Here is a 23372-nt window from a genome sequence, read left to right as displayed (position 1 = left end):
TCCCACGGCACCCCACGGGCCCGGTGACACCACCCCCCAGGTCATCGACTTCGACAGGGGGCAAAAGTCATGCCGGGCCCGGAGGCCAGCGGCCCCATTGCGGAACCGCGAAAAACATAACGGGGCACGGAGCCGGGCTGCGACTTGGGCGTGGCGGAGCCGGGGCCGACGCCCGGTTCGGCGCCGCGGATTCGCGTGGAGGATCACGACCACGTGCCTCCCGCGCCGGGGTGGGGAGGCCAGGGTTGGCGGCATACGGGGCAGCCTCTGGTCTCGTTGGCGATGGCGTCCTGGCGGATGGCGGCCAGAAGCAGCACGTTGGCGCCCGGGCTCACTGTCGGGTCAGGCAGGCCGAGGGCGCGGATGCGGTCCTCGCACTCGGTCCGGGCTGCCACGAGGCCGGCTATCGCGTGGAGACCGGCCGCGTAGGTGACGGTGCCCGGCTCGGCTTCGGTCCTGGGTAGCGGGACGATGCGGCTGTCCCAGGCGCGGTTGGCGAGGCTGGTGATCTTGTCGTGGTCGGTCATGGCCTGCCACCGCCCCATCACTTCCGGCCGCCGGACCATCTCCAGCGGGTCCGCGTCGAGGCGGAGCAACTTGTCGAGGGGGTCGATGAGGAGTTCGGCCAGGGCGAGGAGGAACGTACTCACGAGACGCTCCGCAGGCGGGTGTTGGGGGTCTTCGCGGGGGCCGGGTGGTGCCGGTTTCGGTGTTGGGTGAGCACGTCGGTGAGTGTCTGCGCGAGGTCCGTCTCGCCTGCGGCCTCGGCGGTGCGGATCATGTGGCCGTACTGGTCGCACATCAGGCAGACCGACGGCTCGGGCTGGACGTGTCCGGCCGCGCCGTGCTCGGGTTCGGCTTCGGTCACGGGTGGTTGTCCTCCCTGGTGGTGCAGCCGCAGCGGCACCGGACGATGGTGACGGGGGCGGTGCCGCGCGGCTTCTCGATGACCTTGATAACGGTCAGCGGCTTTTTGCAGACCGGGCATTGACCGCACCAGTTCGAGCGACGCGGGTCGAGGGCCGCTGAGTCATGTGGCATTGCGCTCGCGCCCCTTGCGGCAGCGGGGACAGGCGCAGACCGGGTACTCCAGCGGCCGGGAGAGCGGCATGGGCTGTGTGGTCTCGTCCTCGCGGATGCGGCGCTTCCGGCTCCAGGTGCGGCCGGAGTCGTGGGAGACGCGGAGCGGCATCGTCGTCACGGCCGCGCCCCTGGAACGGGCGTGCGGAGCCAGCGGGTGCGGGCGGCGTCGTAGGCGGCCCGCCCGGCGGCCGTGGCCTCGCGCAGGCCGCCGGGGCCGACGGCCCACTGGTAGCCGGTGTGCGTCACCAGCAGCGCCCCGCCCCCGTCGAGGACGAGTTGCACACGGCCGACCCGCGGCGGGCTCGGCCGTCCGAGGTTGGCCGTGCTGGTGTCCACCAGGTACGCGCCCCGGGTGGGTACCTTCACCACGTTTCCGCCTCGGCGGCCTCCGCCGCCATGAGGCGAGGAGCAAGCAAATATCCTAGGCGTGCGTGCAGCGCCTCAGCTTCGCGACGGGAGAGGACGAGTGGAGCGTCTCCCTGCCGCTGGTCAACCTTGAACAAGGACAGCGGTACGCGGATCTCCCCAGTCACGCTATCGGTTGTCGCTTCAGCCTCCTTCCGAGGCGAAGCGTGCCAGCCGCATACGGCCTCCATGCCGATCTCCTTCAACGCGCGGTCAGAAGGCGTTGACCGTAAGCGCGTTGAAACGACAGGAGGGGGACAACCTGTCCCCCTGACCAGCCCTGTCCCTGGTTCAGGACGTTGTAACTCCGACCGCCGTCGCCAATTCGCCAGCCTCTGCACGCAGGGACCGGGGGGCCTTGCGCCACAGCTCGGCTGTCGCCGTGCGCGCAGAAGGTGTGTACGCGACGGTCTCGGCGCCGATCTTGTGGGCGCGCTGCATCACGTGCAACGCGGCTGTTGCGTCACCGCGCTGAAGATGACCGCGCGCGACCTCGACCCACAGCCGAGCCCGGCGCTCGGTGGACGGCATCACATCGGGGTCGATTTCGTCCGCCAGCGAGAGCGCTCTACCCGAAATCTTCAGGTCTGTGGCGACGCTCACCGCATGGAAATCAACGTTGGCTCTCCCGAAGACCGTCGATGGATGGACGTACGACGACGGCAATGACTTGGCGACCTGGTCGCCTGCGTCCCAGAACCGCCATGCGTCGCCTTCCCGCCCCTCGCGCGCGCACGTCACCGCAGCATGTAGCCGAAGAGCGCCGTAGATGCCCCGCCAATCCTCCGGTCCGCTCTCCAAGTAGGGCCGGATCAGGTCCGCAGCCTCGGTGACTGCGCGCAAGGCTTCTTCCGGGTAGGACGTCTCGCGGAGGATGTTGCCCATGTTCCAGGCGGCTGCCGCTAGGGCCGCAGGATCGTCTGCCTGCTGGGCTGCCGCTAGGGCACGGTCGGCCACGACCCAGGCAAGCTCAGCAGGAGCCACGTAGGCGGTGGCCTGGCCGGTGAGCCGGTAGGTGTCGGACAGGGCCACGAGTGCCGCACGACGGTTTTCACCGTCGAGGGTCCGCGTCGCCGTCTCCGTTTGTCGGATCAGTTCCGGGAGGAGAGCGCCGACCTCTGTCCTGTTGTGTCCCGAGGAGTGCCAGAGCCGCCATGTCTGATCGACGCGCCCCTGTAGAGCACGGACGTCCTGTTCCGCACGGCTGGGAGCTGGGGTGATGCCCCGGCTCATCACGGCTGCCCAGATCTCGGGCATGGCCGGGTGGTTGAGCCTGCCGAGGGAAACGGGCTGATTCACGGAGTCTTCTCCGGTGAGGGCTGAGAGGTCAGAGACCTGGAGCGCGGCGGCCAAGCGAAGGAGGAGGGTGTACGAGTCCAGAGGCCGTTCGCCGGTTTCGACCTTCTTGAGCCAGTCCGGTCCGCGACCGCACAGGCCGGCCAGTACGGGGCGGCTCATTCCTCGGGATTCGCGGAGAAGGCGGATACGGTCGCCCTTGCTGGTGTCTGTCATGGGGTCCCCGGCGTCCGGCATGGCAGCCTCCCATCCGTGTCGGCCTTTTGAACGTTACGCCGTTGGCGGGCGGAGGAGCAGGCGTTTCGGCCTGTGAACTTTGCGAGTGGGGACTGTTGACGGGTGGACTCCAGGACCGGGCGCAGCGCCATTCGCTCAGGATGCGGGCACGCCCGGACCAGCGCACGGTAGGTGTATGCCCGCTCGTCCGCCGATCAGCGTGAGACCGCCCGACGAGGACGGCGGATGCCGGGTGCGCTCTCAGCGTGCGGCGGCGGCCTCCTCCACGTAGGCGCGCCCCGCGTCCCGCAGTTTCTCGTGGAGCGCGAAGAAGACCTTCGCGGCGCGCTCGCCGGGCCAGCGTGCCGGCAGCAGCGTGGGCGGCAGGCCGGGGTCGGCATAGGGCAGCCGGCGCCAGGCGTCCAGCGCGCAGAGGTAGTCGCGGTATGCCGCCTCCGGCGGGGTGCGCCGCCGCCGCGACCAGGCGCGCAGCACCGGCTCCTGCGCCTGGAGGAAAGCGCGGTGCTGTGCGGCGATCGCCTCCAGGTCCCACCAGCGGGCCACCGCGCCGGCTGTCGGTTCGAAGCCCACATGGCCGCCCCGGAACAGGTCGACATACGGCGACAGTTCGAGGCGGCCGAGCGTGTGGCGGGTCTCCTCCTCCAGGTGGGATGGCGCGATCCAGATGCCGGGGGCCGCGTTGCCGAAGCCCAGCCGGGTCAGCCGGGAGCGCAGCACATGGCGTCGCTGGCGTTCGCTTTCGGGGACGGAGAAGACGGCCAGCAGCCAGGTGCCGTCCGGTTCCGGCCGGGCGTAGATGCGGTGGTCGCCGTCTTCGAGGAGTTGCGCCGCGGCCGGGGAGGGACGGTATCCGGCGGCCTTGCTCCCGGGGTTGTCGGCGGTCAGCAGCCCGCGCCGTTTGAGCCGGGAGACGGCTGAGCGTACGGAGGGCGGGTCGATGTCCATGGCGCCGAGCAGGCGGATCAGCGTCGCGACGGGCACGGTGCCCGAGCTGTTGAGCCCGCGCCCGTAGGCGCCGTAGAAGGTGAGGATGAGCGAGCCGGGAGAAGCCCTGGTCAAGGAGGGGGACGCGTTCTGTGCCACGCCGTCACTCTAGATCGAGTTCGGGAGGGCCGAGTTCGGGCTCCCGCAGCCGGAACCGCTGGAGTTTGCCCGTGGGCGTGCGCGGAAGCGACCGCGCAAAGACGATCTCCCGTGGGCACTTGTAGGGCGCCAGCTCCGAAAGCGTGAACCGGCGCAGGGTTTCGGCCATGTCACTCCCCTGGGAAGCTCCGGGGGCCAGGACCACGTGCGCGACCACGATCCGGCCCCGCTTCTCGTCCGGGCGCCCCACCACCGCGGCCTCCCGCACCTGCGGGTGGCGCAGCAGCGCCTCTTCGACCTCGGGGCCCGCGATGTTGTAGCCGGCCGAGATGATCATGTCGTCGGCGCGGGCGACAAAGCGGAAGTAGCCCTCGGCGTCGCGCACATAGGTGTCTCCGGTGAGGTTCCAGCCGCCGCGCACATAGTCGCGCTGGCGCTCGTCGGCGAGGTAGCGGCAGCCGACCGGGCCGCGCACCGCGAGCAGCCCGGGGGTGCCGTCGGGCAGGGGCGTGCTGCCGTCCGCCGCGACGATCCGCGCCGCGAACCCGGGTACGGGAACGCCGGTGCGCCCCGGCCGTATCGCCTCGTCGGAGGCGGAGATGAAGATGTGCAGCATCTCCGTCGCGCCGATCCCGTCGATGATCCGCAAGCCGGTGCGCTCGTACCAGGACTCCCAGGTGGCGGCGGGCAGATGCTCGCCCGCAGAGACGCAGCGCCGCAGCGAGGACAGGTCGTGGGCGCCGTGCTCGTCGGGGCTGTCCAGCTGGGCCAGCATCGCCCGGTAGGCCGTGGGCGCGGTGAACAGCACGGATATACGGTGCTCGGCCACCACTTGGAGCAGCTGTCCGGCTCCGCTCCACTGGTCCAGCAGCGCGGAGGCGCCGGCCCGCAGCGGGAAGAGCACCAGGCCGCCGAGGCCGAAGGTGAAGCCGAGCGGCGGCGTGCCGGTGAACACGTCGTCCGGCCGCGGGCGCAGCACCCGCGCGGAGAAGGTGTCGGCCACGGCGAGCACGTCCCGGTGGAAGTGCGCACAGCCCTTCGGCCGCCCCGTGGTGCCGGAGGTGAAGGCGATCAGCGCCACGTCGTCGGCCGCCGTGGCCACCGCCTCGAACGTGTCGGGTTTGCCGGCCGCGAGCCGCAGGACGTCCGCCGCGCCGCCGCCGCCGAACAGCCCGGTGCGCAGCCCCGGTACGGCGGCCCGCTCCAGTTCCCCGGCCGCGCGCGCGTCGCACAGCGCGTGACTGACGCGCGCGATACGGCAGATGGTGCTCAGCTCGTGCGCGCGCTGGGCCGCCAGGACGGTGACCGCGACGGCCCCGGCCTTCATCACGGCCAGCCAGCAGGCGGCCAGCTCCGGGGTGGTGGGCCCGCGCAGCAGGACGCGGTTGCCGGGGACGACGCCCAAGTCGTCGGCGAGCACGTGCGCCAGCCGGTTGACGAGGGCCCGCAGTTCGCCGTAGGACCAGGTACGCCGGGGGGCCCGGCTGCCGGACGGCTCCTCCGGGGCCCGCGCGTCACCCGGGCCCGGCCCCGGCTCGGGGAGGGGCATGCCGCCGGTATGGAAGGCGGGACGGTCCGCGCCCAGTCGCTCGACGGTACGATCCAGCAGCTCGGTACCGCAGTTGAGGCGCCCGGGGTATTGGAGCGCGGGATCGTTCAGCAGGAGTCGCGGCCACTGTGCGGGCGGGGGCAGCTGGTCGCGGGCGAAGGTGTCGAGGTGCGCTGTCGGAGCTGACGGAGTCGGTTCCATGGCCGGACTGCCCCCTCGCGGCCGAGCGGAGTGGCGTGTGGCAGGGATCCGGAAGCGGCGGAAGGGGCTGCCGGAGATGGTGGTTCCTGGCGCGGCGGTGCGCGGTTGAGCGTAACGTGATAGTGACGACAGTCAATACTCCGCGATAGACGACGGTCCGCGACAGACGACGACAGCCGGCGAGCGGTGGACAGCCGACGGCGGCGAACGCCCGTGGCCCCTGGCGCCGGACGCCCGTGGTCCTGGCGGCGCCCCATGGCGCCGGCCGGTCCCGGCATCAGCCCCGGGACGGAGGCCCCCGGCGCCCCGTCCGCCACAGGGAATGCGCGACACCCGGCGCGTGCCGCACGCTCGCGTCGGCCAGGAGAGGTGGCCGCCCGCCCGGGGCGGTCGCTCGAAGCGGCGGCCGGGCCGCCGTACGGGAGGGATCCGCCATGGCCGCCACCTCGGACACACCCGCGCAGGCGCCCTTCGAGCTGGCGCCCGAGCAGCGCGCATGGTGCGCGCGGCTGCGCGCACTCGGCGCCGTACGGCTGAGCCCACTGGCCGCCGGGGGCGAGCCGGGCCGGGTCAACCTCCGGCTCCTGGAAGAGCTGGGCGACCTGGACCTGCTCGCCCGCGCCGTGCCGCTGCCGGGACGCGCCCGGAACATCAGGGCACTCGAACTGTGCCTGCTGCGCGAGTCGTTGGCCTACTCCTGCCCGGAGGCCGAAACGGCACTGGCCCTCCAGGGCCTCGGCGCCGGGCCCGTCGCCGACGCGGGCAGCGACGAGCAGCGGGCCCGCTGGCTGCCCGCCGCGGCCACCGGCCGCGCCGTCGCCGCCTTCGCGCTGAGCGAGCCCGGCGCGGGCAGCGACGCCGCGGCGCTCACCCTGCGCGCCGAGCCCGACGGGCCCGGCGGCTGGCGGCTGACCGGCACCAAGACGTGGATCTCCAACGCCCCGTACGCCGACTTCTACTCCGTCTTCGCCCGTACCGGCGAGGCCCCCGGCCCGCGCGGCATCACCGCCTTCCTGCTGCCCGCCGGACGGCCCGGACTGAGCGGGGAGAGCCTGGAGATGCTCTCCCCGCACCCGCTGGGCACCCTCACCTTCGACGCCGTGCCGGTCGGCCCCGGTGACCTGCTGGGGGAGCCGGGACGCGGCTTCGGCGTGGCCATGCGCACCCTCAACCTCTTCCGCCCCAGCGTGGGCGCCTTCGCCGTCGGCATGGCCCAGGCCGCGCTCGACGCCTCGCTCCGCCACGCCGCCGAACGCCCGGCCTTCGGCGGCGTGCTGCGCGACCTCCAGTCCGTCTCCCACCAGTTGGCGGAGATGGCGACCCGCACCGAGGCGGCGCGGCTGCTGGTGTACGCGGCGGCTTGCGCGTACGACAGGAGCGGCGGCGCCGGGGCGGACATCGTGCGGCGTTCGGCCATGGCGAAGCTGATGGCGACCGAGACGGCCCAGTACGTCGTCGATGCCGCCGTCCAGATCCACGGAGCCGCGGCGCTCCGGCGCGGGCACCTCCTCGAACACCTCTACCGGGAGGTACGGGCGCCCCGCGTCTACGAGGGCGCCAGCGAGGTGCAGCGCTCCCTGATCGCGAAGGAGCTGTACAAGTGACGACGGAGGAGCTGTACACGTGACCACGGATCGCACCGCGCACCCCGGCGACCCCGGCACCCCCCTCAGCCCTGCCACGGGTCCGGACCCGGGATCGGCCGTGCGCCGCGTCAATCCCGCCGAACTCTCCCCGCCCAGCGGCTTCTCCCACGCCGTGACGGCCACGGGCTCGCGGCTGGTGTTCCTGGCGGGGCAGACGGCGCTGGACGGCGAGGGCCGTATCGCCGCCGGCACCTTCCCCGGCCAGTTCCGGCTCGCCCTCGCCAACCTGCTGGCGGCCCTGACCGCCTCCGGCGGCACCCCCGCCGACCTCACCCGGGTGACCGTCTACACCACCGACGTGCCCGCCTACCGGCAGGCAGCGCGCGAAATCGGCCGCGTCTGGCAGGAGTTGGCGGGCCGCGACTATCCCGCGATGGCGGTCGTCGGCGTCGTCCGGCTGTGGGACGAGGACGCCTGGATCGAACTGGACGGCATCGCGGTCCTGCCCTGAGCGGCCGGGACGTCCGCCCGCCGGGGCAGGCGGGCGGAGGAGGCGGAAGAGTGGCCGTCGACTCCCCGGGGAGGGGCGGATGAGGCCGCCCGAAGCAGCCCGCTACGAGCCCTCCCGGCGCTGTTTGCGCCGGTGGGCCGCGACGCGGGTGCGGGAGGCGCAGGCCGGGCAGCAGTAGCGGCGCGGGGTGCCCGGGCCCGTGGCGAGGAAGAGGGTGCCGCAGTCCGGGGCCGCGCACTCGCCCCACGCCGGGCGGCCCCGTTCGCTCAGCAGCCGGGCCAGCGCGAGGGCGCTCGCGGCGGTGCACCAGTCGGCCCAGCTCGCCTCGTCGCCCCGGTCCACGTGCAGGTGCCAGGCGTGGCCGTCGTGACGGCTCAGCCGGGGGCGGGCCCCGCACCTGTCCAGCGCGGAGTTGAGCGCGCGCGCCGCGCGGTCCGTGTCGGCCTCCACCAGCACCTGCTCGGTCAGCAGTACGACGGCGGCCCGCAGCGCGTCGGCCTCCGGATCGGTGAGGCTTGCCAGGTCCTCGGCCCGCTCGCCGTGCCGCGCCAGGATCCCGGCGAGCGCGTCCCGGGACAGACCGGGGTCGGCGCGTACGGCGTTGGCCAGGTCGATCAGCCGCGCCCCGGGCCGGAACCCGCCCTTCTCGTCACCGCCGTCACTCTCGTCGCCACCCCGGCTGCTGCCCCTGGCCATGGCCCGGCTCGCGGCCTCGCCGACTGTCCGGCCCGGGGTCTCGCCCGTGGCCCGTCCGGTGGGCTTGGGCCTGCTGGCGTGCCCCTTGCCGCCGGTGTCCCCGCCCGCGTCCGCGTCCCCGCCCGCGTCCCCGCCGTCTGCGTTCATGGCTGACAAGCCTATGTGTAACGACTTACTCTGCTAACCCATTACAGGGTGCCAACTCCTTACCCGAGCGCCGAGGGGGGCGTGCGATGCGGGCGTATCTGGCTGCCGCCACCCTGGCGCGGCTCGCCGACGAAGGCATGGCCCTCGCCCTCCCGCTGCTCGCGCTGGAGCGCACCGGAAGCGCGGCGCAGGGCGCGTACGCGCTCACCGCCTGGATGGCCCCGCACATGGTCGCAGCGCCCGTGGTGGGCGCACTCGCCGAGCGGGCCCGCAGGCCCCGCCTCTTCTTCGGTGCGGCGCTCGCCCTCTTCGCTCTCGCCCTCTCGCTCCTCGGCGTGCTGCTGGGCCAGGCGCCGACAGCGCTCACATCCATCGTCGCGGTGGCGGGCGGCAGTTGTGGACCGGCCGTCACCGGCGGCCTCTCCAGCCTCCTCACCGCCGCCCCGCTCGCCACAGGCCCGCCCGCCGGGAGCGCCGCCGCCCCGGCAGGGGCCCGCGCCCGTGTGCACGCCCTGGACGCCGCCACCTACAACGCCGCCTCGGTCACGGCTCCGGCCGCTGTCAGCGCGGTCGCGCTCGCCCTCACCCCGGCCTGGGCGACCGCTTTCCTGTCCGCCTCGGCGGCCTGCGCGGCCCTGCTGGCCCCGGCCCTGCCCCTCCCGGCCGACCGCGAACGGGCCGCCCGGCCCGCGCGTACCCGGCGGCGCGAGCGGACCGGGACAGGCCCCCCGCCCCGGCCCCCACGGCGCACCCGGCCCGCTCTCGGCCGCCTCGTTCCCACAGCGCGAACTGGTCGCCGCCGCACCGCACGTGACGTCCGTACGGCAGTCGGCGTTCGTGTCACCGGGGGTGTCCGCGCCGTCATGGGCGTTCGTGCCCCAGCCGGGGCTCGTACCGCCGGGAGCCTTCGTGCCGCCGTGCGCCGGAGGGCCGCTCCCCTCACCGTCGGTGTACACGCCCTCTGGCGGGTCCCGCACCTCCGGGCCCTCACGGTGGCCACCTCCGTCGCGTTCCTCGGCGTCGGTGCGCTGCCCGTCACCGCGGTGCTCCTCGCGGCCCACCGCGGAAACGCGGACGGCGGCGGGCTGTTGATGACCGCTTTCGCGCTCGGCGCGCTCGCCGGATCGGTGCTCCCGGCGGCCCGGCCTCCGCGGATGAGGCCCGAACGGCTCGCCGCGCTGAGCCTCTCGGGTACCGGCGCGGCCCTGGCCGGTGCCGCGCCGGCACCCTCGTTCTCCGTGTCCGTCGCGCTGTTCGCGCTCGCGGGGGCGGGGGACGGCCCGCTGCTGAGCACCACCTTGCGCCTGCGCGCCGAGCACGCGCCCGAGGGGGCCCGCACCCAGGTCTTCACCCTGGGCGCCGGACTCAAGCTGTCGGCGGCTGCGGCCGGCGCCGCCCTCGTGGGCCGCCTCTCCTGGCTGGACCCCGCGCCGGTCCTGCTGGCGATCGGCGCACTCCAACTCCTCGCGGCACTCCTCCTCCACCTGCTGAGCCCCCGGACGGCGGCCGTCCCGGCGGGGCCTGGGGGCCCCGGCACGGGGCGGCGGCGGGCCGCCCGCCGGGCGGGATGAGCCAACGGGGTCCTTCGCCGGGGGCGAGGGCGCCCGTTCGCCCGCCGACCGGCTGTGCCGCATCGTGTGACCCATGGTGAACCAGCCGGAGCGGGTGCCGGAGGACACGGCGCAGCACCGTGCCGCGGCGGTGCGGCCCTGGTGGTGGGTCGTCTCGGCGGTGCTGCTGGTCCTCGCGGTGGCTGTGGCCGTCACCCGGCGGGACGAGTTGGGCAAGGCGCTCCGGCTGATCGGCGGCGCGGACCCGGAGCGCCTGGTCGCCGCCGCCGTCCTTGAGGGTGTCTCCCTGCTGTGGCTGGCGGCCGTGCAGCGCTGGCTGCTGCGGGCCGGGGACTCCCGCATCGGCCTGGGAACGGTCACCGCCATCGTGCTCGGGGCCAACGCCCTCGCCGGGGCCCTGCCGGGCGGCGCCGCGTTCGCCGCGGCCTGGGTCTTCCGGCAACTGCGCAAAAGGCAGGTGAGCCAAGCGCTCGCCGGGGCCGTGCTGGTGACCGCGGGGGCGCTCTCCAGCCTCGCCCTCTTCCTCCTGCTGGTGGCGGGTGTGCTGGCCGGCGGCTCCGGGGGGCCCGGCGCGGCGCTGCGTCCGGGGGTCCTCGTGGTGGCGGCCTGCGGAGCCGTCCTCGTGGCCCTGGCCTACGGCCTCTCCCGGCTGCGGCGCGTACGGCGCCGGGCCTGGCGGCTGTGGCGCCGCATCGGCCTGCGCTCCAGCCGCCTGCTCGACATCGAGCAGTCCCTGTCCCGGGCCGTGCGGCACGCCCGCACCGTGCACCCCGGTCTGCGTCCGTGGCTGGGGCCCTTCGCGTTCGCCCTCCTCAACTGGCTCTGCGACCTGGCGTGCCTCCTCGCCTGCGCCTGGAGCCTGGGCGTCGGCGTGCCCTGGCAGGGGATCGTCACGGCCTACGCGCTGACCCAGTTGGCGGGCAGCCTGCGGCTGACCCCGGGCGGACTGGGCGTGGTCGAGACCAGCTTGAGCGCGTTGCTCACCTGGTACGGACTCAGGGCCGAGCAGGCCATCGCGGTGACCCTGCTGTACCGCACGATGAGCTACTGGGCGCTTCAGCCGGTCGGCTGGGCCGCCCTGCTCGGCCTGCTCCTCCCGCACAGGCGGGGCCGCCACCGCACGGCCCCGCCTCCTGAGTGAGGGTGCCGGCCGCAACGGTCCGCCTCCTGGCGAGTGAGGGGGCCGGATGCCGGGCGGAGAGAGCGGGACGGAGCGGGACCGCCCGCCGCGGCTCTGCGGATGCCGGGTGCCGCCCTCTCGCGCAGCATGGAACAGCGGCACGCGCGCGGCCACGAGGCACGTAAGACGCGGCACGAGACAGGGAGACCAACGTGCGGGCGACTTTTCCGCTGGGACGGATCGCCGGGGTCCGGATCGGTGTCCACTGGAGCGTCCTGGTCATCTTCGCCCTCATCGTGCTGGCCCTGGCCCGGAGCCGCTTTCCGCAGGTCGAGCACGGTCAGGCACAGGTGCTGTACTGGGGAGCCGCGCTCGCCACCGCCGTGCTGTTCTTCGCCTCGCTCCTCGCGCACGAACTCGCGCACGCGATCGTCGCCCGGCACAACGGGGTGCAGGTCGATGACATCACCCTGTGGCTGCTCGGCGGCGTGGCGAGGCTGAAGTCCGAGGCGTCGGACCCGGCGGCCGAACTGCGCATCGCCGGTGTCGGCCCCCTGGTCAGCCTGCTGCTCGGGGTGCTCTTCGCGCTCTTCTCCTTGCTGGTCCACGGCCTGGGCGCCCCCCGGCTCCCGGTGGAGGCGGCGGGCTGGCTGGCGGTCATCAACGTGCTGCTCGCCGTCTTCAACGCCATCCCGGCCGCCCCGCTGGACGGGGGGCGGCTGCTGCGGGCCCTGCTGTGGCGGCGTACCGGGGACCGGCTGCGGGCGACGGTGGGGGCGAGTAAGGCGGGGCGCACCTTCGGCTGGCTGCTGGTGGTCGCGGGGTTCGTGCTCTTCCTCGCGACCCGGGCCTTCGACGGGCTCTGGCTGGCGCTGATCGGCTGGTTCCTCATCACCGCCGCCACAGCCGAAGGCCGCCAGGCGCACCTGCGGAGCACCCTGTCCGGCGTGCCGGTGCGCCAGGCGATGACCCAGGATCCCGTGGTCGCGCCCGTCGGGCTCTCCCTCTCGCGGTTCCTCGACGACCCCCGCTACCGCTACCGGCACTCGGCCTTTCCCGTGGTGGATCCGGCCGGCGACGCGGTGGGCCTGATCTCCCTGGACCGCGCCCGGAGCGTCCCCGCCGAACAGCGGGACGCCCGCAGGGCGGAGGACGTGATGGTGCCGCTGTCCCAGGTCACCACCGCGGCCCCCGACGACCCGCTGGCGGACCTGCTGCCCCGTATGCGGCCCGGCGCCGAGAACCGGGTCCTGGTGCTGGACGGCGACGGCCACCTCCTCGGCATCGTCTCCGCCAGCGACATCAGCCGCACGGTGACCTGGATGATGGCCGCACATCCCCATCCGCCGGACCGCCGAGGGCTTTGAGCCGCCGTGGCGACCGGGTGTATTTCCCCGCCGGATGCCCGGCGCTCCTCCCGTCCGGCCGAACGGGAGGAACTCTGGACGGTGGTACGGCGCCGGCCCGGTGGTGCGGGGGCGGGCGGAGCACCCACGCGCGGCGGGACGGCAGGACGCGCGGGACGGGCAGGACGCGAGCGGGGTGAGCGGGATGACCGAGGCTACGGGGACGCCGGGGCCGGCCGGACCGACCGAACCGACCGGGCCGCCGGGAAGGGAGCCCGGCCGGGCGGAGGTGATCCGGACCGCCGGGCTCACCAAGGTCTACCCGAAGACGGACCGGCCCGCCGTGGACCACGTGGACCTGCGGGTGCGCCAAGGGGAGATCTTCGGGCTGCTGGGCCCCAACGGCGCGGGGAAGACCACGATCGTCGGGATGCTCACGGCGCGGGTGATCCCCACCTCGGGCTCCGCGTACATCGGGGACGTCGATGTGGTCAGGCAGCCGACCCTCGCCAAGCAGCTCATGGCCGTCGTCACCCAGCAGAACACCCTGGACCGCTCCCTGACGGTCCGCGAGAACCTCTATTACCACGGGCTGCTGTTCGGTATTCCCCGCAGCCGGTCGCAGCGCACCGCGGACGAACTCCTCGACCAGTTCGACCTCTCCCGGTCGCGGGAGTCCCCGGTGCACGCGCTGTCCGGGGGAATGGCGCAGCGGCTGCTGCTCGCGCGGGCGATCTTCCACCGTCCGGCGGTGCTCTTCCTCGACGAGCCGACCGCCGGCCTCGACCCGCAAGGCCGACTGGCCCTGTGGGAGGCCCTCGACCGCCTCGTCGCCGAGGGGCAGACCATCCTCCTCACCACACACAACATGGAAGAGGCCGACCGCCTCTGCGACCGGGTGGCGATCATCGACCACGGCCGCATCCTGGCCATGGACACCCCCGCCGCGCTCAAACAGGGGCTGGGTGCCGACACCATCGTCACGGTCCTCACCAGCGGTGGAGCGGACGACCTGGCCTCCAGACTGAACGCCGACATCGCGGGCGTCGTCCGGACGCGGGTCTTCGACGGCGGCGTCGAACTCCAAGTGCGGGGGTCCGAGCGGCTGTTGCCCCGCGTCGTGACGAGCGCCGAGTCCGGCGGCTTCGAACTGGTGGACCTCTCCCTCCGGGAAAGCAGCCTGGAGACGGTGTTCATGAGCCTCACCGGAAAGGAACTGCGGGAATGACACCTGAACCGGCCGAACCGGCCGAGCAGGCCGAACCGGCCGAGCAGGCTGGGGTCGGCGCCGGTCCGCCGGGGGCCGACGCCGCCCACCCGATCGAGCTGCGCCCGGCCCGGTCGGCATTCGTCTCCAGCCGTTCCGCGCTGGCCGGGCTGATCCGGCGCGATCTGACGGTACTGGGGAAGAGCTTCGGCGAGTTCGTGGGCCGCACTCTCATGCAGCCGTTCCTGTTGGTCTTCGTCTTCCTCTACGTCTTCCCGAGCATCGGACAGGGCATCGGGTCGGGCGGCGGCAGCGCGGGGGAGTCCGCGTTCGCCACGGTCCTGGTGCCCGGAGTGGTGTCGATCGCGATCATGTTCCAGGGCATCCAGTCGGTCGCGATCCAGATGTCCCAGGAGTTCGGCTTCACCAGGGAGATCGAGGACCGGGTCCAGGCCCCCTGCCCGATCTGGCTGGTGGCCGTGGCCCGGGTGCTCTCGGGTGCCGCCCAGGGGCTCATCTCGGCGGTCATCGTGCTGCCGATCGCGGCCGTGGTGCACGCGCCGGGCGTGCGCCCGGACCTGCACATCCACTGGTGGGTCGTGGTCACGCTGATCCCGCTGGCGTGTGTCGCCATGACCTGTCTGGGTCTGGTGCTGGGCACCAGTTTCGACCCCAGGAACATCGGCGTCATGTTCGGCTTCATCGTCCTGCCGATCGTCTTCCTCGGCGGCACGTACTACCAGTGGACCAAACTCTCCTCGGTGCAGGTGGGCGGGTTCAGCTGGCTTCAGGCGCTCGTCCTGCTCAACCCGCTCATCTACATCACCGAGGGCATGCGCGGCGCCTTCACCAATGTGTCGCACATGCCGCTGTACGTCGTCTACCCGGTGCTGGTCGCCATGTGCGTGCTCTTCCTCGGCCTGGGTCTGCGCAACTTCCGGCACCGCGTGCTCTCGTGAGAGGCGCGGCCCCTGCCGGAGAGACGCCCCGGTGCCGTCCGGCGGCGCGGCCCGTACGGGGTACGGGATGTCCCACTCGGCTGATCCTCCCTCAGCGGAGGTCGCGCACAAGGGCGATGACGATGGTGTCCACCTTCGCCGAGTCGAAGTTCTCCGAACCGATCAGCAGGGTCACGGCCCGCCGGCTGTCTTCGTGACGGCGTTGCGGAACGTGTGGCCGGTCTCCCAATAGCCGCTGTGGCCCTAGGTGACGAACCCGGGAGTGCGCTCGTAGCGCTCGACTCCCAGGCCGTAGCGCTCGCCCTCACCGTCCGGAACGGTCTTCCGCATCTCGGCCGGCTCGGCCGGCTCGGCCGGTGCCAGCGGCTTCCCCGTCCACAGCGCCGTCCAGAAGGCCGTCACGTCGGCGCCGGTGGACACCAGCGCTCCCGACGCGTCGGCCGCCGAGGTGTGCCACTCCGTCCGGTCCAGCAGCGCCCCGGACTGTTTCCCATAGCCGCGCAGGTCCGGGTCGGGGAGGTGGTCCGGTCGCCGGGCCAGGAGGTGTCGCGCAGCCCGAGGGGGTTGATGATCCGCTGCTCGATCCCGGTGCCGACGCTGTCCGGCGACGGTGCGAGGCCCCCTGAAAGCGGCGCTGCTCGCACCTGCACCGGAGCGTGTGCGTGCCGAAGACCGCCTCATCAGGTGGCGTCGATGTCCAGTACGATCCGGCCGCGGGCGCGGCTGGCCGCGTGGAGCATTCGCCAGGCGTCGGCGGCCTGCTCCAGCGGGAAGGAGCGGTTCACGGGGACGGACAACCTCCCGGACTCGGCGAGCGCGGCCACCTCCGTCAGCTCGTCGGCGTTCGCGCGTGCCCACACCAATTGGCCACCCTGTTCTGGAGCGGTGATGTCGGCCACGGAGGCGACCCGCGCGGGATCCTTCAAGACCTTCCGCGAGACGGCCACCGCGTCCCCGCCGTAGAAGTCGAGCGCCGCGTCGATGCCCTCTGGCGCGAGTTCGCGCACCCGACCGGCCAGTCCTTCTCCGTAGGTGATCGGTGTGGCGCCGAGTTCACGCAGGTGGCCGTGGTTGCGCTCGCTGGCGGTGCCGATGACGTGTGCGCCCCGGAGGGCGGCGATCTGCACGGCGAGCGTGCCGACCCCGCCTGCGGCCCCGTGGATCAGGACGGTGTCGCCCTCGATGATGTCGAGGCGTTTGATGGCCTGGTAAGCCGTCAGCCCGTTCAGCGGCAGACACGCCGAATGCAGCCAGTCCCAGGACTTCGGCTTGCGTGCCAGCGTACGGACCGGGGCTGAAACCAGTTCGGCGTAGGTGCCGTTCTGCGCCCAGTCCTTGAGGACGAAGCCGATCACCTCGTCGCCGATCTCGAACTCGGTGGCGCCGAAACCGCGGGCCTCGATGACGCCGGCCATCTCGAAGCCCGGGATGAGGGGAAAGTGGGTCACCATGATGCCGTCGAGACTGCCGACGGCGATCTTTTCGTCGGCCGGGTTCACTCCGGCTGCCTTGACCCGGACCAGGAATTCCCCGGGCGCGACCGCCGGCGTCGGCTGCTCGATGAGCTCCAGGGCGTCCGTGTCGCCGTAGTGCTGGACCGCGATTGCTCTCATGGTTTCCTCAATGATTCTGTGAGCTGTTCGGAAGGGGGCGGGATGTTCTTCTGGGTCGCCCACGGGGCGCCCGCGCTTGTCCGCGTGCGGTCCGGAACGGCAGCGGCTCCGGCTTCGCGTCGGCCCCGCTGACGCAGCACGCGCCGAAACGGCTCTCGTGCACCGCGGCGCGGGCGGCGAGCAGTCCACCGAAGCTGTCTCCCCACACACCCGTGCCGGCCGTTATAGCCGGTACGGGCACGCACGGAGTCGCGAGCAGCGCTGAGGGTTCGGTCGGCGTTCCCGTCGAGGTGGAGTCCGCCGGCCATGCACGTATCACCCCGGCCCGGCGCCTCCGGCAGGACAGCGAACGCGAGTTGCCTGCTCACGTCGTGACGGCGCGAACCGACAGGGCCGAGTTCCGCGACGGACGGCGTGGGGGCCGTCGCGGCGCTCCTCCTGGGAGTGTTCTGCAGAGCAGATCATGTTCTGCACAGTAACTCGGCTCCGGTAGCGCGTCAACGAAGGCATGTCCTCTTGGCCAGTCAGCGTTCTGTTCAGCAGAACGGGACCATCGGTGGAATGGCGGCCACGGTGGTGACTCCGGCAGGCGGGAAGGACCCCCGACCCGCTCGCGGAAGTGCTCGGAGGCGGCTCCGGTGCTCCCGGCGGTGCCGTGACGCGCCGCCAACACGGCCGCGGACTGATTCGCGGGATCCGCCGAGACGCTGAGGGGGGCCGCGGCTATTCTGGCTGGCAGAATGCAGGTCAATTACCAGAACAGTCGCAGTGGCGACGTCGAGACGAAGGGGGTGTGGCAGTGTCGGCCGCCTACCCGGTGGAATCGATCGACAATGCGGCACGGATCCTGCTGATGCTGGTGGACAAGCCGTCGTTGCGAGTCGCAGACGTGGCCGCCGAGCTGGGGGTGGCCAGATCGACCGCTCATCGGATGCTGACCACCCTGCAGGCCCGCGACCTGCTCCGCCAGGACGCCCGGACCAGGGGCTACGGACCTGGACCCGCCCTGGCCAGGCTCGGCATCGCCGTGATGGGGGCGGTCTCCCTCCGCGACGAAGCGCGTCTCCTGCTGGAAAAGCTCGTCGAAGACACCTCCGAGACCGCGCATCTGCTCGTACTGGAAGGCACGGAGACCGTCTTCATCGAAGGCGTGGAGAGCCAGCAGGTGATCCGTGCCGGGCTGCGTACCGGCCAGCGAGACCAGGCGCACGCCTCTGCCGCAGGGAAAGCTCTGCTCGCCGAGCTTTCCCGCGAAGAGCTGCGGCGCCGCTATCCGGGCGCGCGGCTGCGAGGCGGCACCGAGCGCGCGGTCAGCACACGCCGGGCGCTCGAAGCCGAGCTCGAAAAAGTAAGGGAGGTCGGCTACGCCACCAACATGGAGGAAAGCGAATGGGACCTCTGCGCGGTAGCTGCCCCGGTACGGAACCGGCAGGGCGTGGCCTGCGGCGCGCTGTCCGTATCCGGCCCGGCGAGGCGGGCTGACGCCAAACTCGCCCTCCTCAGCGGCGCTGTCATCGCCGCCGCCACCGAACTCGGCACGCGGCTCGATTAGGGCGCGGACCGGATCCTCGGCCCCGGCGCTGGGTGAGGCTTGAGGGCCGGCTGGTGGACGTGGTGAGGTTCCTGGCAGACGGGTTGTCGACCAAGAGCAACCGCAACACCCGGAGCCTCGGTGCTTGGGCACCCGTCAGCGATCGACCTGTCCAGCTCGGCCTGACGCTTCCTCGCCCGCCAGTTCGCCGCCCACCGGCTGCCGGCGGCGGCCCCTGACGCCGGGACGGCAGGCCCTCCTTGCCCTCGCGCATCTACGCTGCGATGACACCTGCGCCCGGCCCGCCGCCGGGTTCGGCACCGGCCCGGCAGCCGTGTGCCGCTACGTCCATGGGACCCTCGACGTCCTCGCCGCGAGCCTGCCCGCCGCGATGCGGCTGGCGTACGTGATCCTGGACGGGACACTGCCGCCGATCGACCGTGACGCCGCCGACCGGCCGTTCTGCTCGGTGAAGCACCAGCGGCAGTGTTGACCACCCGCTCCACCGGCGGCGCCCGACTTCCCGATACTCGTTACCCGCCGCCCGGGAAGATGCCGCCGCACCCCTCTCCGGCCTGCTGAGCCGCAGGGTCGGACGGGGTGCGGCGGCATCCTCATGTCAGATGTCCCGGAACGTCTCGATCTGCGCCCCCACTTCGTTGAGCCGCTCGGCCAGTTCCTCATAGCCGCGGTTGATGACGTACACGTTCCGCAGCACGGAGGTGCCCTCGGCCGCGAGCATGGCCAGCAGCACCACCACGGCCGGGCGCAGGGCCGGGGGGCACATCATCTCGGCGGCGCGCCAGCGGGTCGGGCCCTCCACCAGGACGCGGTGCGGGTCGAGCAACTGGAGCCTGCCGCCGAGCCTGTTGAGATCGGTCAGGTAGATGGCGCGGTTGTCGTAGACCCAGTCGTGGATGAGGGTCTTGCCCTGGGCGACCGCGGCGATGGCGGCGAAGAAGGGGACGTTGTCGATGTTCAGGCCGGGGAACGGCATCGGGTGGATCTTGTCGATGGGCGCCTCCAGCTTGGAGGGCCGTACCGTCACATCCGTCAGCCGGGTGCGCCCGTTGTCGGCCGCGTACTCCGCGCTGCGGTCGAAGTCGAGCCCCATCTCCTCCAGCACGGCCAACTCGATCTCCATGAATTCCGCCGGCACCCGGCGCACCGTCAGCTCCGACTCGGTGACGATCGCCGCGGCGACCAGGCTCATGGCCTCGACCGGGTCCTCGGAGGGGGAGTAGTCCACGTCCGTGTCGATGACGGGGACGCCGTGCACGGTCAGCGTCGTCGAGCCGATGCCCTCCACGCGGACGCCCAACTGCTCCAGGAAGAAGCACAGGTCCTGGACCATGTAGTTGGACGACGCGTTGCGGATCACCGTCACGCCGTCGTGCCGGGCGGCGGCCAGCAGCGCGTTCTCGGTGACGGTGTCGCCGCGTTCGGTCAGCACGATCGGCCGCTTGGGCGCGACGCCCGCCTCTACTTCCGCGTGGTAGATCCCCTCCGTCGCGGTCACGGCGAGCCCGAAGTGTCGCAGCGCGCTCATGTGCGGCTCGACGGTGCGGGTGCCCAGGTCGCAGCCGCCCGCGTAGGGGATGCGGAAGCGGTCCATGCGGTGCAGCAGCGGGCCGAGGAACATGATGATGCTCCGCGTGCGCCGCGCCGCCTCCTGGTCGATGGAGTCGAGGTTGAGCTCGGCGGGCGGCACGATCTCCAGGTCGGCGCCGCCGTTGATCCAGCGGGTGCGCACTCCCACCGAGGAGAGGACCTCCAGGATGCGGTAGACCTCCTCGATGCGGGCGACCCTGCGCAGCACCGTGCGGCCCGAGTTGAGCAGCGAGGCGCACAGCAGCGCCACACACGCGTTCTTGCTCGTTTTGACGTCGATGCTGCCGGAGAGCCGGCGTCCGCCGACGACCCGCAGATGCATCGGGCCCGAATAGCCCAGCGAGACGATCTCGCTGTCGAGCGCCTCGGAGATGCGGGCGATCATCTCAAGGCTGATGTTCTGGTTGCCCCGCTCGATCCTGTTGACCGCGCTTTGGCTGGTGCCGAGCGCTTCCGCGAGTTGCGATTGTGTCCAGCCCCTGTGCTGACGGGCATCGCGGATCAACTGGCCGATACGGCCGAGGTAGTCATCGGTCATGACCAGGACTCTATCTCAGATGTGAGATAGCGGCTCACTCGGGGGGTCGTGCCGCGCCGGACTTCCGGGTAACCGCCCGAATGCCGCGGCCGGCTTGCGCGATCCCCGGTCACGGGGCAGGGGCACGGCGACCGCGCGGGCGACCCGCGGGCGCGGGTGGCCCGCGGGACGGGCCGCCCCGCGCGAGTCCGGCCACCCGGCTGTCCGGAACGCGGTGGCGGATGGCACCGTTCAGAACTCCGTGACGGGCGGCGGGGTCCACCGGCCGGTAGGGGGCGTCGCGCCGGAGATGCCGTAGTCCGGCTTCAGCGCGTCGGGGATCGCGTAGTGCATGACGCGTCCGCGGGTGAGGGAGGACAGCTCGAAGACGGTGGTGAGGTGGCCGAGGCGGTCCAGGGCCCAGGCGCCGAGCGGGGAGCGGTCCTCGATGGTCTCCAGGACGCCGAGGAGGCGCGGGGCGGCCTTGATGACGGTGTCCCACCGTGTGCGCGGCACATCGAGCCAGTCGGCGCAGGTGTCGCCGATGAGATAGCGGATGAGGGCGGCGACGACCGGGTCGAAGAGGGTGCCGGGCACCACTTCTTCATAGAGGTCGATCAGCTGCCGGGTCAGGTGCGCGCCCTCCTCGGACGGCCCCATGTGCCGGACCATGTACAGGTCGAGGAACCGGCGGGCCTCATCGAGGGTCCCGGGGACGGCGGCCTGATCGACGCCGAGCATGGCACCGACGACGCGCCACGCGTAGTAGTACGCTTCCGCGCCCTGCGCCGACATGTGGATGCCGAGGCGGTGCAGGCTGTCCAGGACGAGCAGCGAGAAGAACATCTGCCCGCCGATCATGTCCTCCTGGCAGATGGGCGTCCCGTGGGCTCCGGCGTCCCAGTGGTCATCGCTCGTGAGGTGGTGGCGGATGGCGGCGTGCAGGAGGCGGACCTTCTGGGCGGCCGGGATGAAGCGGCTGCCGGCCTCGAAGGCGTCGGGCCGCATCAGGTAGACGGTGAACTGGCCGGTCTCCGCCATCCGCTTGGAGGGGTAGTCCAGCGCGTGGGTGGTCGCCAGCAGCTTGGCCACGTGCGGAACGAGGTAGCAGGCGGGCATGGAGGCGAACGACAGCGCGGTGGAGATGTGCACGTTGTTGTCGATGAAGAACAGCCGGGCCCTCTCCATCTCCGACCAGTCCACCCAGGCGGGCGGGGTGCGGGTGGCCTCCAGATACTCGCGCGCCACCTCGGGCAGCCCGTCCGGCAGGGGAGCGCCGACGGTGGAGACGTAACGCATCAGGGTGTTGAACTGGGCCACCTCCCCGCGTTCGAAGAGCGCGGCGACGGTGGCGTCGGCGAGTTCGTCACCGGCTTGGCGCAGGCCGTCCATCGACGCCCCGGCGCGGGCCGCGCCGGATTCCCCGCCTTCCACACCCTCCGCCCCACCCATTCCGCCCATCCCATCCACCCCGTCCATCTCCTCCACCTCTTCCGTGTCCTTCAACGCGTCCGTCTCTTCGGTCTCTTCGGTCATTTCCATGGGGCGTGCGACGGGCAGGAGGGCCGCGGCCCGGTACGACGTGGGAGCGCGCGGCCCCGGTAGGAGAGTCAGAACTGGCGGACCGCCGCCGCGTGCGCCAGTGAGGACAGGGCCCTGGCGGCGTGCGCGGGTACGGGCAGCTCGTGGAGGGCGTCGAGCGCCTCTTCGACCCGTGCCCTGATCATGTCCTCGACGCGGTCGGTGGCCCCCAGCCGGCGCATCATTCCGCGCACCGCGTCCAGCCCTTCCGCTTCCAGAGCGCCTCGCTCCAACAGGGTGCGCAGCACGTCGCGTTCCTCGTCGCCGGCCAGGCGCCACGTTTCGGCCAGCAGCGCTGTGGGGCGCTGTCCGCGCACGTCGTCGGCGCTGGCCTTGCCGGTGCGCTCCGGCGCTCCGAACAGGCCGAGCAGGTCGTCGCGCAGCTGGAACGCCTCGCCCAGCGGCAGGCCGTACGCGGAGAGCCCCTCGCGCAGCCGCGTGCCCGCTCCGGCCAGGGCGCCGCCGATCAGCAGGGGCTGTTCGGCGGTGTACTTGGCAGTCTTGTACCGGATCACCTTCAGCGACGCCTCGGTGTCCAGGCAGGCTCCGGTACGCAGGATCTCCAGGCACTCACCCGCGATCAGCTCGCGGGCCATCACCGACCACAGCGGACGGGCCCGCAGGAGATAGGCGGCGGGCAGGCCACTGGTGGTGAACAGCTGCCCGGCCAGCGCCATCAGCAGGTCCCCGGCCAGCATCGCCAGCGACCTCCCGGCGGCAGCGGCGGCAGCGGATTCGGCGGTATCACCGGGGTCCGGGTGCCGCCCCACGGCATCGCGCAGGGCGAGTTGCGCGGTGGGGCGCCCGTGCCGCAGCGGGCTGTCGTCGATGAGGTCGTCGTGCACGATCGCGGCGGCGTGCACCAGCTCCATGGAGGCCGCCGCCCGCAACAGCGCGTCGCTGTCCGGCTGTCCCACCGCGCGCCATCCCCAGTAGCAGAACGCCGCCCGCAGCCGTTTGCCGTCCGCGACCGCCGCCTCCAGACAGCGGCCCACGGGGTCCAGCAGCGGGTCGATCGCGGTGAACGCGTCGGCCTCTTGGGCGACGAACCGGCACAGCACCTCATCCACGCGGGCCTTGAAGGCGGCCGGCTCCCACCGGTCAGGCGTCGCGGGCGTCATCGGCGCTCTTTTGGGCCAGTGCCTGCTGGGCGAGGATCTCCAGGTGCGCCGGGGGCAGGGCCGCGTACCGGTCCCTCACCAGGCGCCCGCGCGCCAGGAGTTCCCGCTCGGCGTCGGCGGCCAGCTCCGCGGCGTCCGAGCGGCGCAGCAGCCCCCGTACCGTCCCCAGGGCCGAGCCCGCGGTGCTCACCGCCAGATCGGCCAGCCCCGCCGCCAGCAGCAGTGCCCGGCCGTCGGCGCCCGCGTGCCGTTCCGCTTCTTGGGTCATGTCCTCGCCCCACCCGTCCCCGCCCGCTTGCACCTTCAGGCCGCGCAGGTCACACGCCCGTGTTTCCGAGCATCGCGGCACGCCGGGCGGGAGGGGGAGGGGAACTCACGATTGAGTGAACACTCATGCAATT

The 23372-nt window shown here is 72.5% G+C and carries 23 protein-coding genes and 1 pseudogene; 9 read left to right on the top strand and 15 right to left on the bottom strand.

What is annotated here, in order from left to right; translation table 11 throughout:
* Positions 1-203: 203 nt before the first annotated feature.
* The 8 genes from ABD339_RS32445 to ABD339_RS32410 form a co-directional block, all read right to left on the bottom strand.
* Positions 204-650: a hypothetical protein gene (locus ABD339_RS32445; protein WP_344570755.1), complete on the bottom strand. Its 447-nt coding sequence runs from the start codon at positions 648-650 to the stop codon at positions 204-206.
* On the bottom strand, positions 647-868 hold the full coding sequence (locus tag ABD339_RS32440) for a hypothetical protein (RefSeq protein ID WP_344570754.1): 222 nt from the start codon (positions 866-868) through the stop codon (positions 647-649). Before ABD339_RS32440 ends, ABD339_RS32445 begins: the two co-directional genes overlap by 4 nt.
* Complete coding sequence (locus ABD339_RS32435) at positions 865-1041, bottom strand: hypothetical protein (protein WP_344570753.1); 177 nt, start codon at positions 1039-1041, stop codon at positions 865-867. Before ABD339_RS32435 ends, ABD339_RS32440 begins: the two co-directional genes overlap by 4 nt.
* Complete coding sequence (locus tag ABD339_RS32430) at positions 1031-1201, bottom strand: hypothetical protein (protein WP_344570760.1); 171 nt, start codon at positions 1199-1201, stop codon at positions 1031-1033. The genes ABD339_RS32435 and ABD339_RS32430 overlap by 11 nt, the downstream gene beginning before the upstream one ends.
* Complete coding sequence (locus ABD339_RS32425; protein WP_344570752.1) at positions 1198-1452, bottom strand: hypothetical protein; 255 nt, start codon at positions 1450-1452, stop codon at positions 1198-1200. The genes ABD339_RS32430 and ABD339_RS32425 overlap by 4 nt, the downstream gene beginning before the upstream one ends.
* 327 nt (positions 1453-1779) lie before the next feature.
* A complete protein-coding gene (locus ABD339_RS32420) occupies positions 1780-3000 on the bottom strand; it encodes a helix-turn-helix domain-containing protein (RefSeq protein ID WP_344570751.1) in 1221 nt (406 codons plus the stop codon).
* A gap of 261 nt (positions 3001-3261) precedes the next feature.
* A complete protein-coding gene (locus ABD339_RS32415; RefSeq protein ID WP_344570750.1) occupies positions 3262-4104 on the bottom strand; it encodes a PaaX family transcriptional regulator in 843 nt (280 codons plus the stop codon).
* Positions 4105-4108: 4 nt separating this feature from the next.
* Positions 4109-5854 carry an AMP-binding protein gene (locus ABD339_RS32410; protein ID WP_344570749.1) on the bottom strand — a complete coding sequence of 582 codons (1746 nt, stop codon included), beginning with the start codon at positions 5852-5854 and terminating at the stop codon, positions 4109-4111.
* Between the two features lie 434 nt (positions 5855-6288).
* Here ABD339_RS32410 and ABD339_RS32405 point away from each other — a divergent pair, with 434 nt between their 5' ends.
* Positions 6289-7458, top strand: a complete 1170-nt coding sequence (locus tag ABD339_RS32405; protein ID WP_344570748.1) for an acyl-CoA dehydrogenase family protein — start codon at positions 6289-6291, stop codon at positions 7456-7458.
* Between the two features lie 100 nt (positions 7459-7558).
* Entirely contained in the window at positions 7559-7951 is a 393-nt protein-coding gene (locus tag ABD339_RS32400) for a RidA family protein (RefSeq protein WP_344570759.1), read from the top strand.
* Positions 7952-8053: 102 nt separating this feature from the next.
* On the opposite strand, the gene ABD339_RS32395 is transcribed toward ABD339_RS32400, so the two are convergent.
* On the bottom strand, positions 8054-8647 hold the full coding sequence (locus ABD339_RS32395) for a CGNR zinc finger domain-containing protein (RefSeq protein ID WP_344570758.1): 594 nt from the start codon (positions 8645-8647) through the stop codon (positions 8054-8056).
* A 233-nt stretch (positions 8648-8880) separates the two neighbouring features.
* Here ABD339_RS32395 and ABD339_RS32390 point away from each other — a divergent pair, with 233 nt between their 5' ends.
* From ABD339_RS32390 to ABD339_RS32370, 5 genes are all read left to right on the top strand, one after another.
* Positions 8881-10365, top strand: coding sequence for an MFS transporter (locus tag ABD339_RS32390; RefSeq protein ID WP_344570747.1), 1485 nt, complete (start codon positions 8881-8883; stop codon positions 10363-10365).
* A gap of 73 nt (positions 10366-10438) precedes the next feature.
* On the top strand, positions 10439-11506 hold the full coding sequence (locus ABD339_RS32385; protein WP_344570746.1) for a lysylphosphatidylglycerol synthase transmembrane domain-containing protein: 1068 nt from the start codon (positions 10439-10441) through the stop codon (positions 11504-11506).
* Positions 11507-11697: 191 nt separating this feature from the next.
* Positions 11698-12852, top strand: coding sequence for a site-2 protease family protein (locus ABD339_RS32380; protein ID WP_344570745.1), 1155 nt, complete (start codon positions 11698-11700; stop codon positions 12850-12852).
* A gap of 184 nt (positions 12853-13036) precedes the next feature.
* Positions 13037-14059, top strand: coding sequence for an ATP-binding cassette domain-containing protein (locus ABD339_RS32375; RefSeq protein WP_344570744.1), 1023 nt, complete (start codon positions 13037-13039; stop codon positions 14057-14059).
* On the top strand, positions 14056-14997 hold the full coding sequence (locus tag ABD339_RS32370) for an ABC transporter permease (protein WP_344570743.1): 942 nt from the start codon (positions 14056-14058) through the stop codon (positions 14995-14997). The genes ABD339_RS32375 and ABD339_RS32370 overlap by 4 nt, the downstream gene beginning before the upstream one ends.
* Positions 14998-15240: 243 nt before the next feature.
* Here the strand turns inward: ABD339_RS32370 and ABD339_RS32365 are convergent, their stop codons facing one another.
* Positions 15241-15417, bottom strand: coding sequence for a hypothetical protein (locus ABD339_RS32365; protein ID WP_344570742.1), 177 nt, complete (start codon positions 15415-15417; stop codon positions 15241-15243).
* A gap of 260 nt (positions 15418-15677) precedes the next feature.
* Positions 15678-16610 (bottom strand): NADP-dependent oxidoreductase, encoded by a 933-nt coding sequence (locus ABD339_RS32360; protein ID WP_344570741.1) that lies wholly within the window; start codon positions 16608-16610, stop codon positions 15678-15680.
* A gap of 799 nt (positions 16611-17409) precedes the next feature.
* Between ABD339_RS32360 and ABD339_RS32355 the strand changes: the two genes are divergently transcribed.
* Complete coding sequence (locus ABD339_RS32355) at positions 17410-18162, top strand: IclR family transcriptional regulator (protein ID WP_344570740.1); 753 nt, start codon at positions 17410-17412, stop codon at positions 18160-18162.
* Positions 18163-18358: 196 nt separating this feature from the next.
* Positions 18359-18625: pseudogene (locus ABD339_RS32350) on the top strand (helix-turn-helix domain-containing protein); the annotation flags it as partial.
* A gap of 135 nt (positions 18626-18760) precedes the next feature.
* Here ABD339_RS32350 and ABD339_RS32345 read toward each other — a convergent pair.
* From ABD339_RS32345 to ABD339_RS32330, 4 genes are all read right to left on the bottom strand, one after another.
* Positions 18761-20290 carry a helix-turn-helix domain-containing protein gene (locus ABD339_RS32345; RefSeq protein ID WP_344570739.1) on the bottom strand — a complete coding sequence of 510 codons (1530 nt, stop codon included), beginning with the start codon at positions 20288-20290 and terminating at the stop codon, positions 18761-18763.
* Positions 20291-20521: 231 nt separating this feature from the next.
* Positions 20522-21721 carry an oxygenase MpaB family protein gene (locus tag ABD339_RS32340; RefSeq protein ID WP_344570757.1) on the bottom strand — a complete coding sequence of 400 codons (1200 nt, stop codon included), beginning with the start codon at positions 21719-21721 and terminating at the stop codon, positions 20522-20524.
* Positions 21722-21879: 158 nt separating this feature from the next.
* Entirely contained in the window at positions 21880-22971 is a 1092-nt protein-coding gene (locus tag ABD339_RS32335) for a polyprenyl synthetase family protein (RefSeq protein WP_344570738.1), read from the bottom strand.
* Positions 22952-23239, bottom strand: coding sequence for a polyprenyl synthetase (locus ABD339_RS32330; protein ID WP_344570737.1), 288 nt, complete (start codon positions 23237-23239; stop codon positions 22952-22954). Before ABD339_RS32330 ends, ABD339_RS32335 begins: the two co-directional genes overlap by 20 nt.
* Between the last annotated feature and the right edge of the window lie 133 nt (positions 23240-23372).

Source organism: Streptomyces axinellae (genome assembly GCF_039532135.1).
Taxonomy (GTDB): Bacteria; Actinomycetota; Actinomycetes; order Streptomycetales; family Streptomycetaceae; genus Streptomyces; species Streptomyces axinellae.
This window is presented reverse-complemented; position numbering and strand designations above follow the sequence as displayed.

What these genes read in the sequence shown, in the direction of transcription:
- ABD339_RS32405 (WP_344570748.1), top strand. Translation starts at nt 6,289, where the DNA reads ATGGCCGCCACCTCGGACACACCCGCGCAGGCGCCCTTCGAGCTGGCG.
- ABD339_RS32375 (WP_344570744.1), top strand. Translation starts at nt 13,037, where the DNA reads ATGACCGAGGCTACGGGGACGCCGGGGCCGGCCGGACCGACCGAACCG.
- ABD339_RS32420 (WP_344570751.1), bottom strand. Translation starts at nt 3,000, where the DNA reads ATGACAGACACCAGCAAGGGCGACCGTATCCGCCTTCTCCGCGAATCC.
- ABD339_RS32390 (WP_344570747.1), top strand. Translation starts at nt 8,881, where the DNA reads ATGCGGGCGTATCTGGCTGCCGCCACCCTGGCGCGGCTCGCCGACGAA.
- ABD339_RS32345 (WP_344570739.1), bottom strand. Translation starts at nt 20,290, where the DNA reads ATGACCGATGACTACCTCGGCCGTATCGGCCAGTTGATCCGCGATGCC.
- ABD339_RS32385 (WP_344570746.1), top strand. Translation starts at nt 10,439, where the DNA reads ATGGTGAACCAGCCGGAGCGGGTGCCGGAGGACACGGCGCAGCACCGT.
- ABD339_RS32410 (WP_344570749.1), bottom strand. Translation starts at nt 5,854, where the DNA reads ATGGAACCGACTCCGTCAGCTCCGACAGCGCACCTCGACACCTTCGCC.
- ABD339_RS32335 (WP_344570738.1), bottom strand. Translation starts at nt 22,971, where the DNA reads ATGACGCCCGCGACGCCTGACCGGTGGGAGCCGGCCGCCTTCAAGGCC.
- ABD339_RS32360 (WP_344570741.1), bottom strand. Translation starts at nt 16,610, where the DNA reads ATGAGAGCAATCGCGGTCCAGCACTACGGCGACACGGACGCCCTGGAG.
- ABD339_RS32340 (WP_344570757.1), bottom strand. Translation starts at nt 21,721, where the DNA reads ATGGGTGGGGCGGAGGGTGTGGAAGGCGGGGAATCCGGCGCGGCCCGC.
- ABD339_RS32435 (WP_344570753.1), bottom strand. Translation starts at nt 1,041, where the DNA reads ATGCCACATGACTCAGCGGCCCTCGACCCGCGTCGCTCGAACTGGTGC.
- ABD339_RS32370 (WP_344570743.1), top strand. Translation starts at nt 14,056, where the DNA reads ATGACACCTGAACCGGCCGAACCGGCCGAGCAGGCCGAACCGGCCGAG.
- ABD339_RS32395 (WP_344570758.1), bottom strand. Translation starts at nt 8,647, where the DNA reads ATGGCCAGGGGCAGCAGCCGGGGTGGCGACGAGAGTGACGGCGGTGAC.
- ABD339_RS32330 (WP_344570737.1), bottom strand. Translation starts at nt 23,239, where the DNA reads ATGACCCAAGAAGCGGAACGGCACGCGGGCGCCGACGGCCGGGCACTG.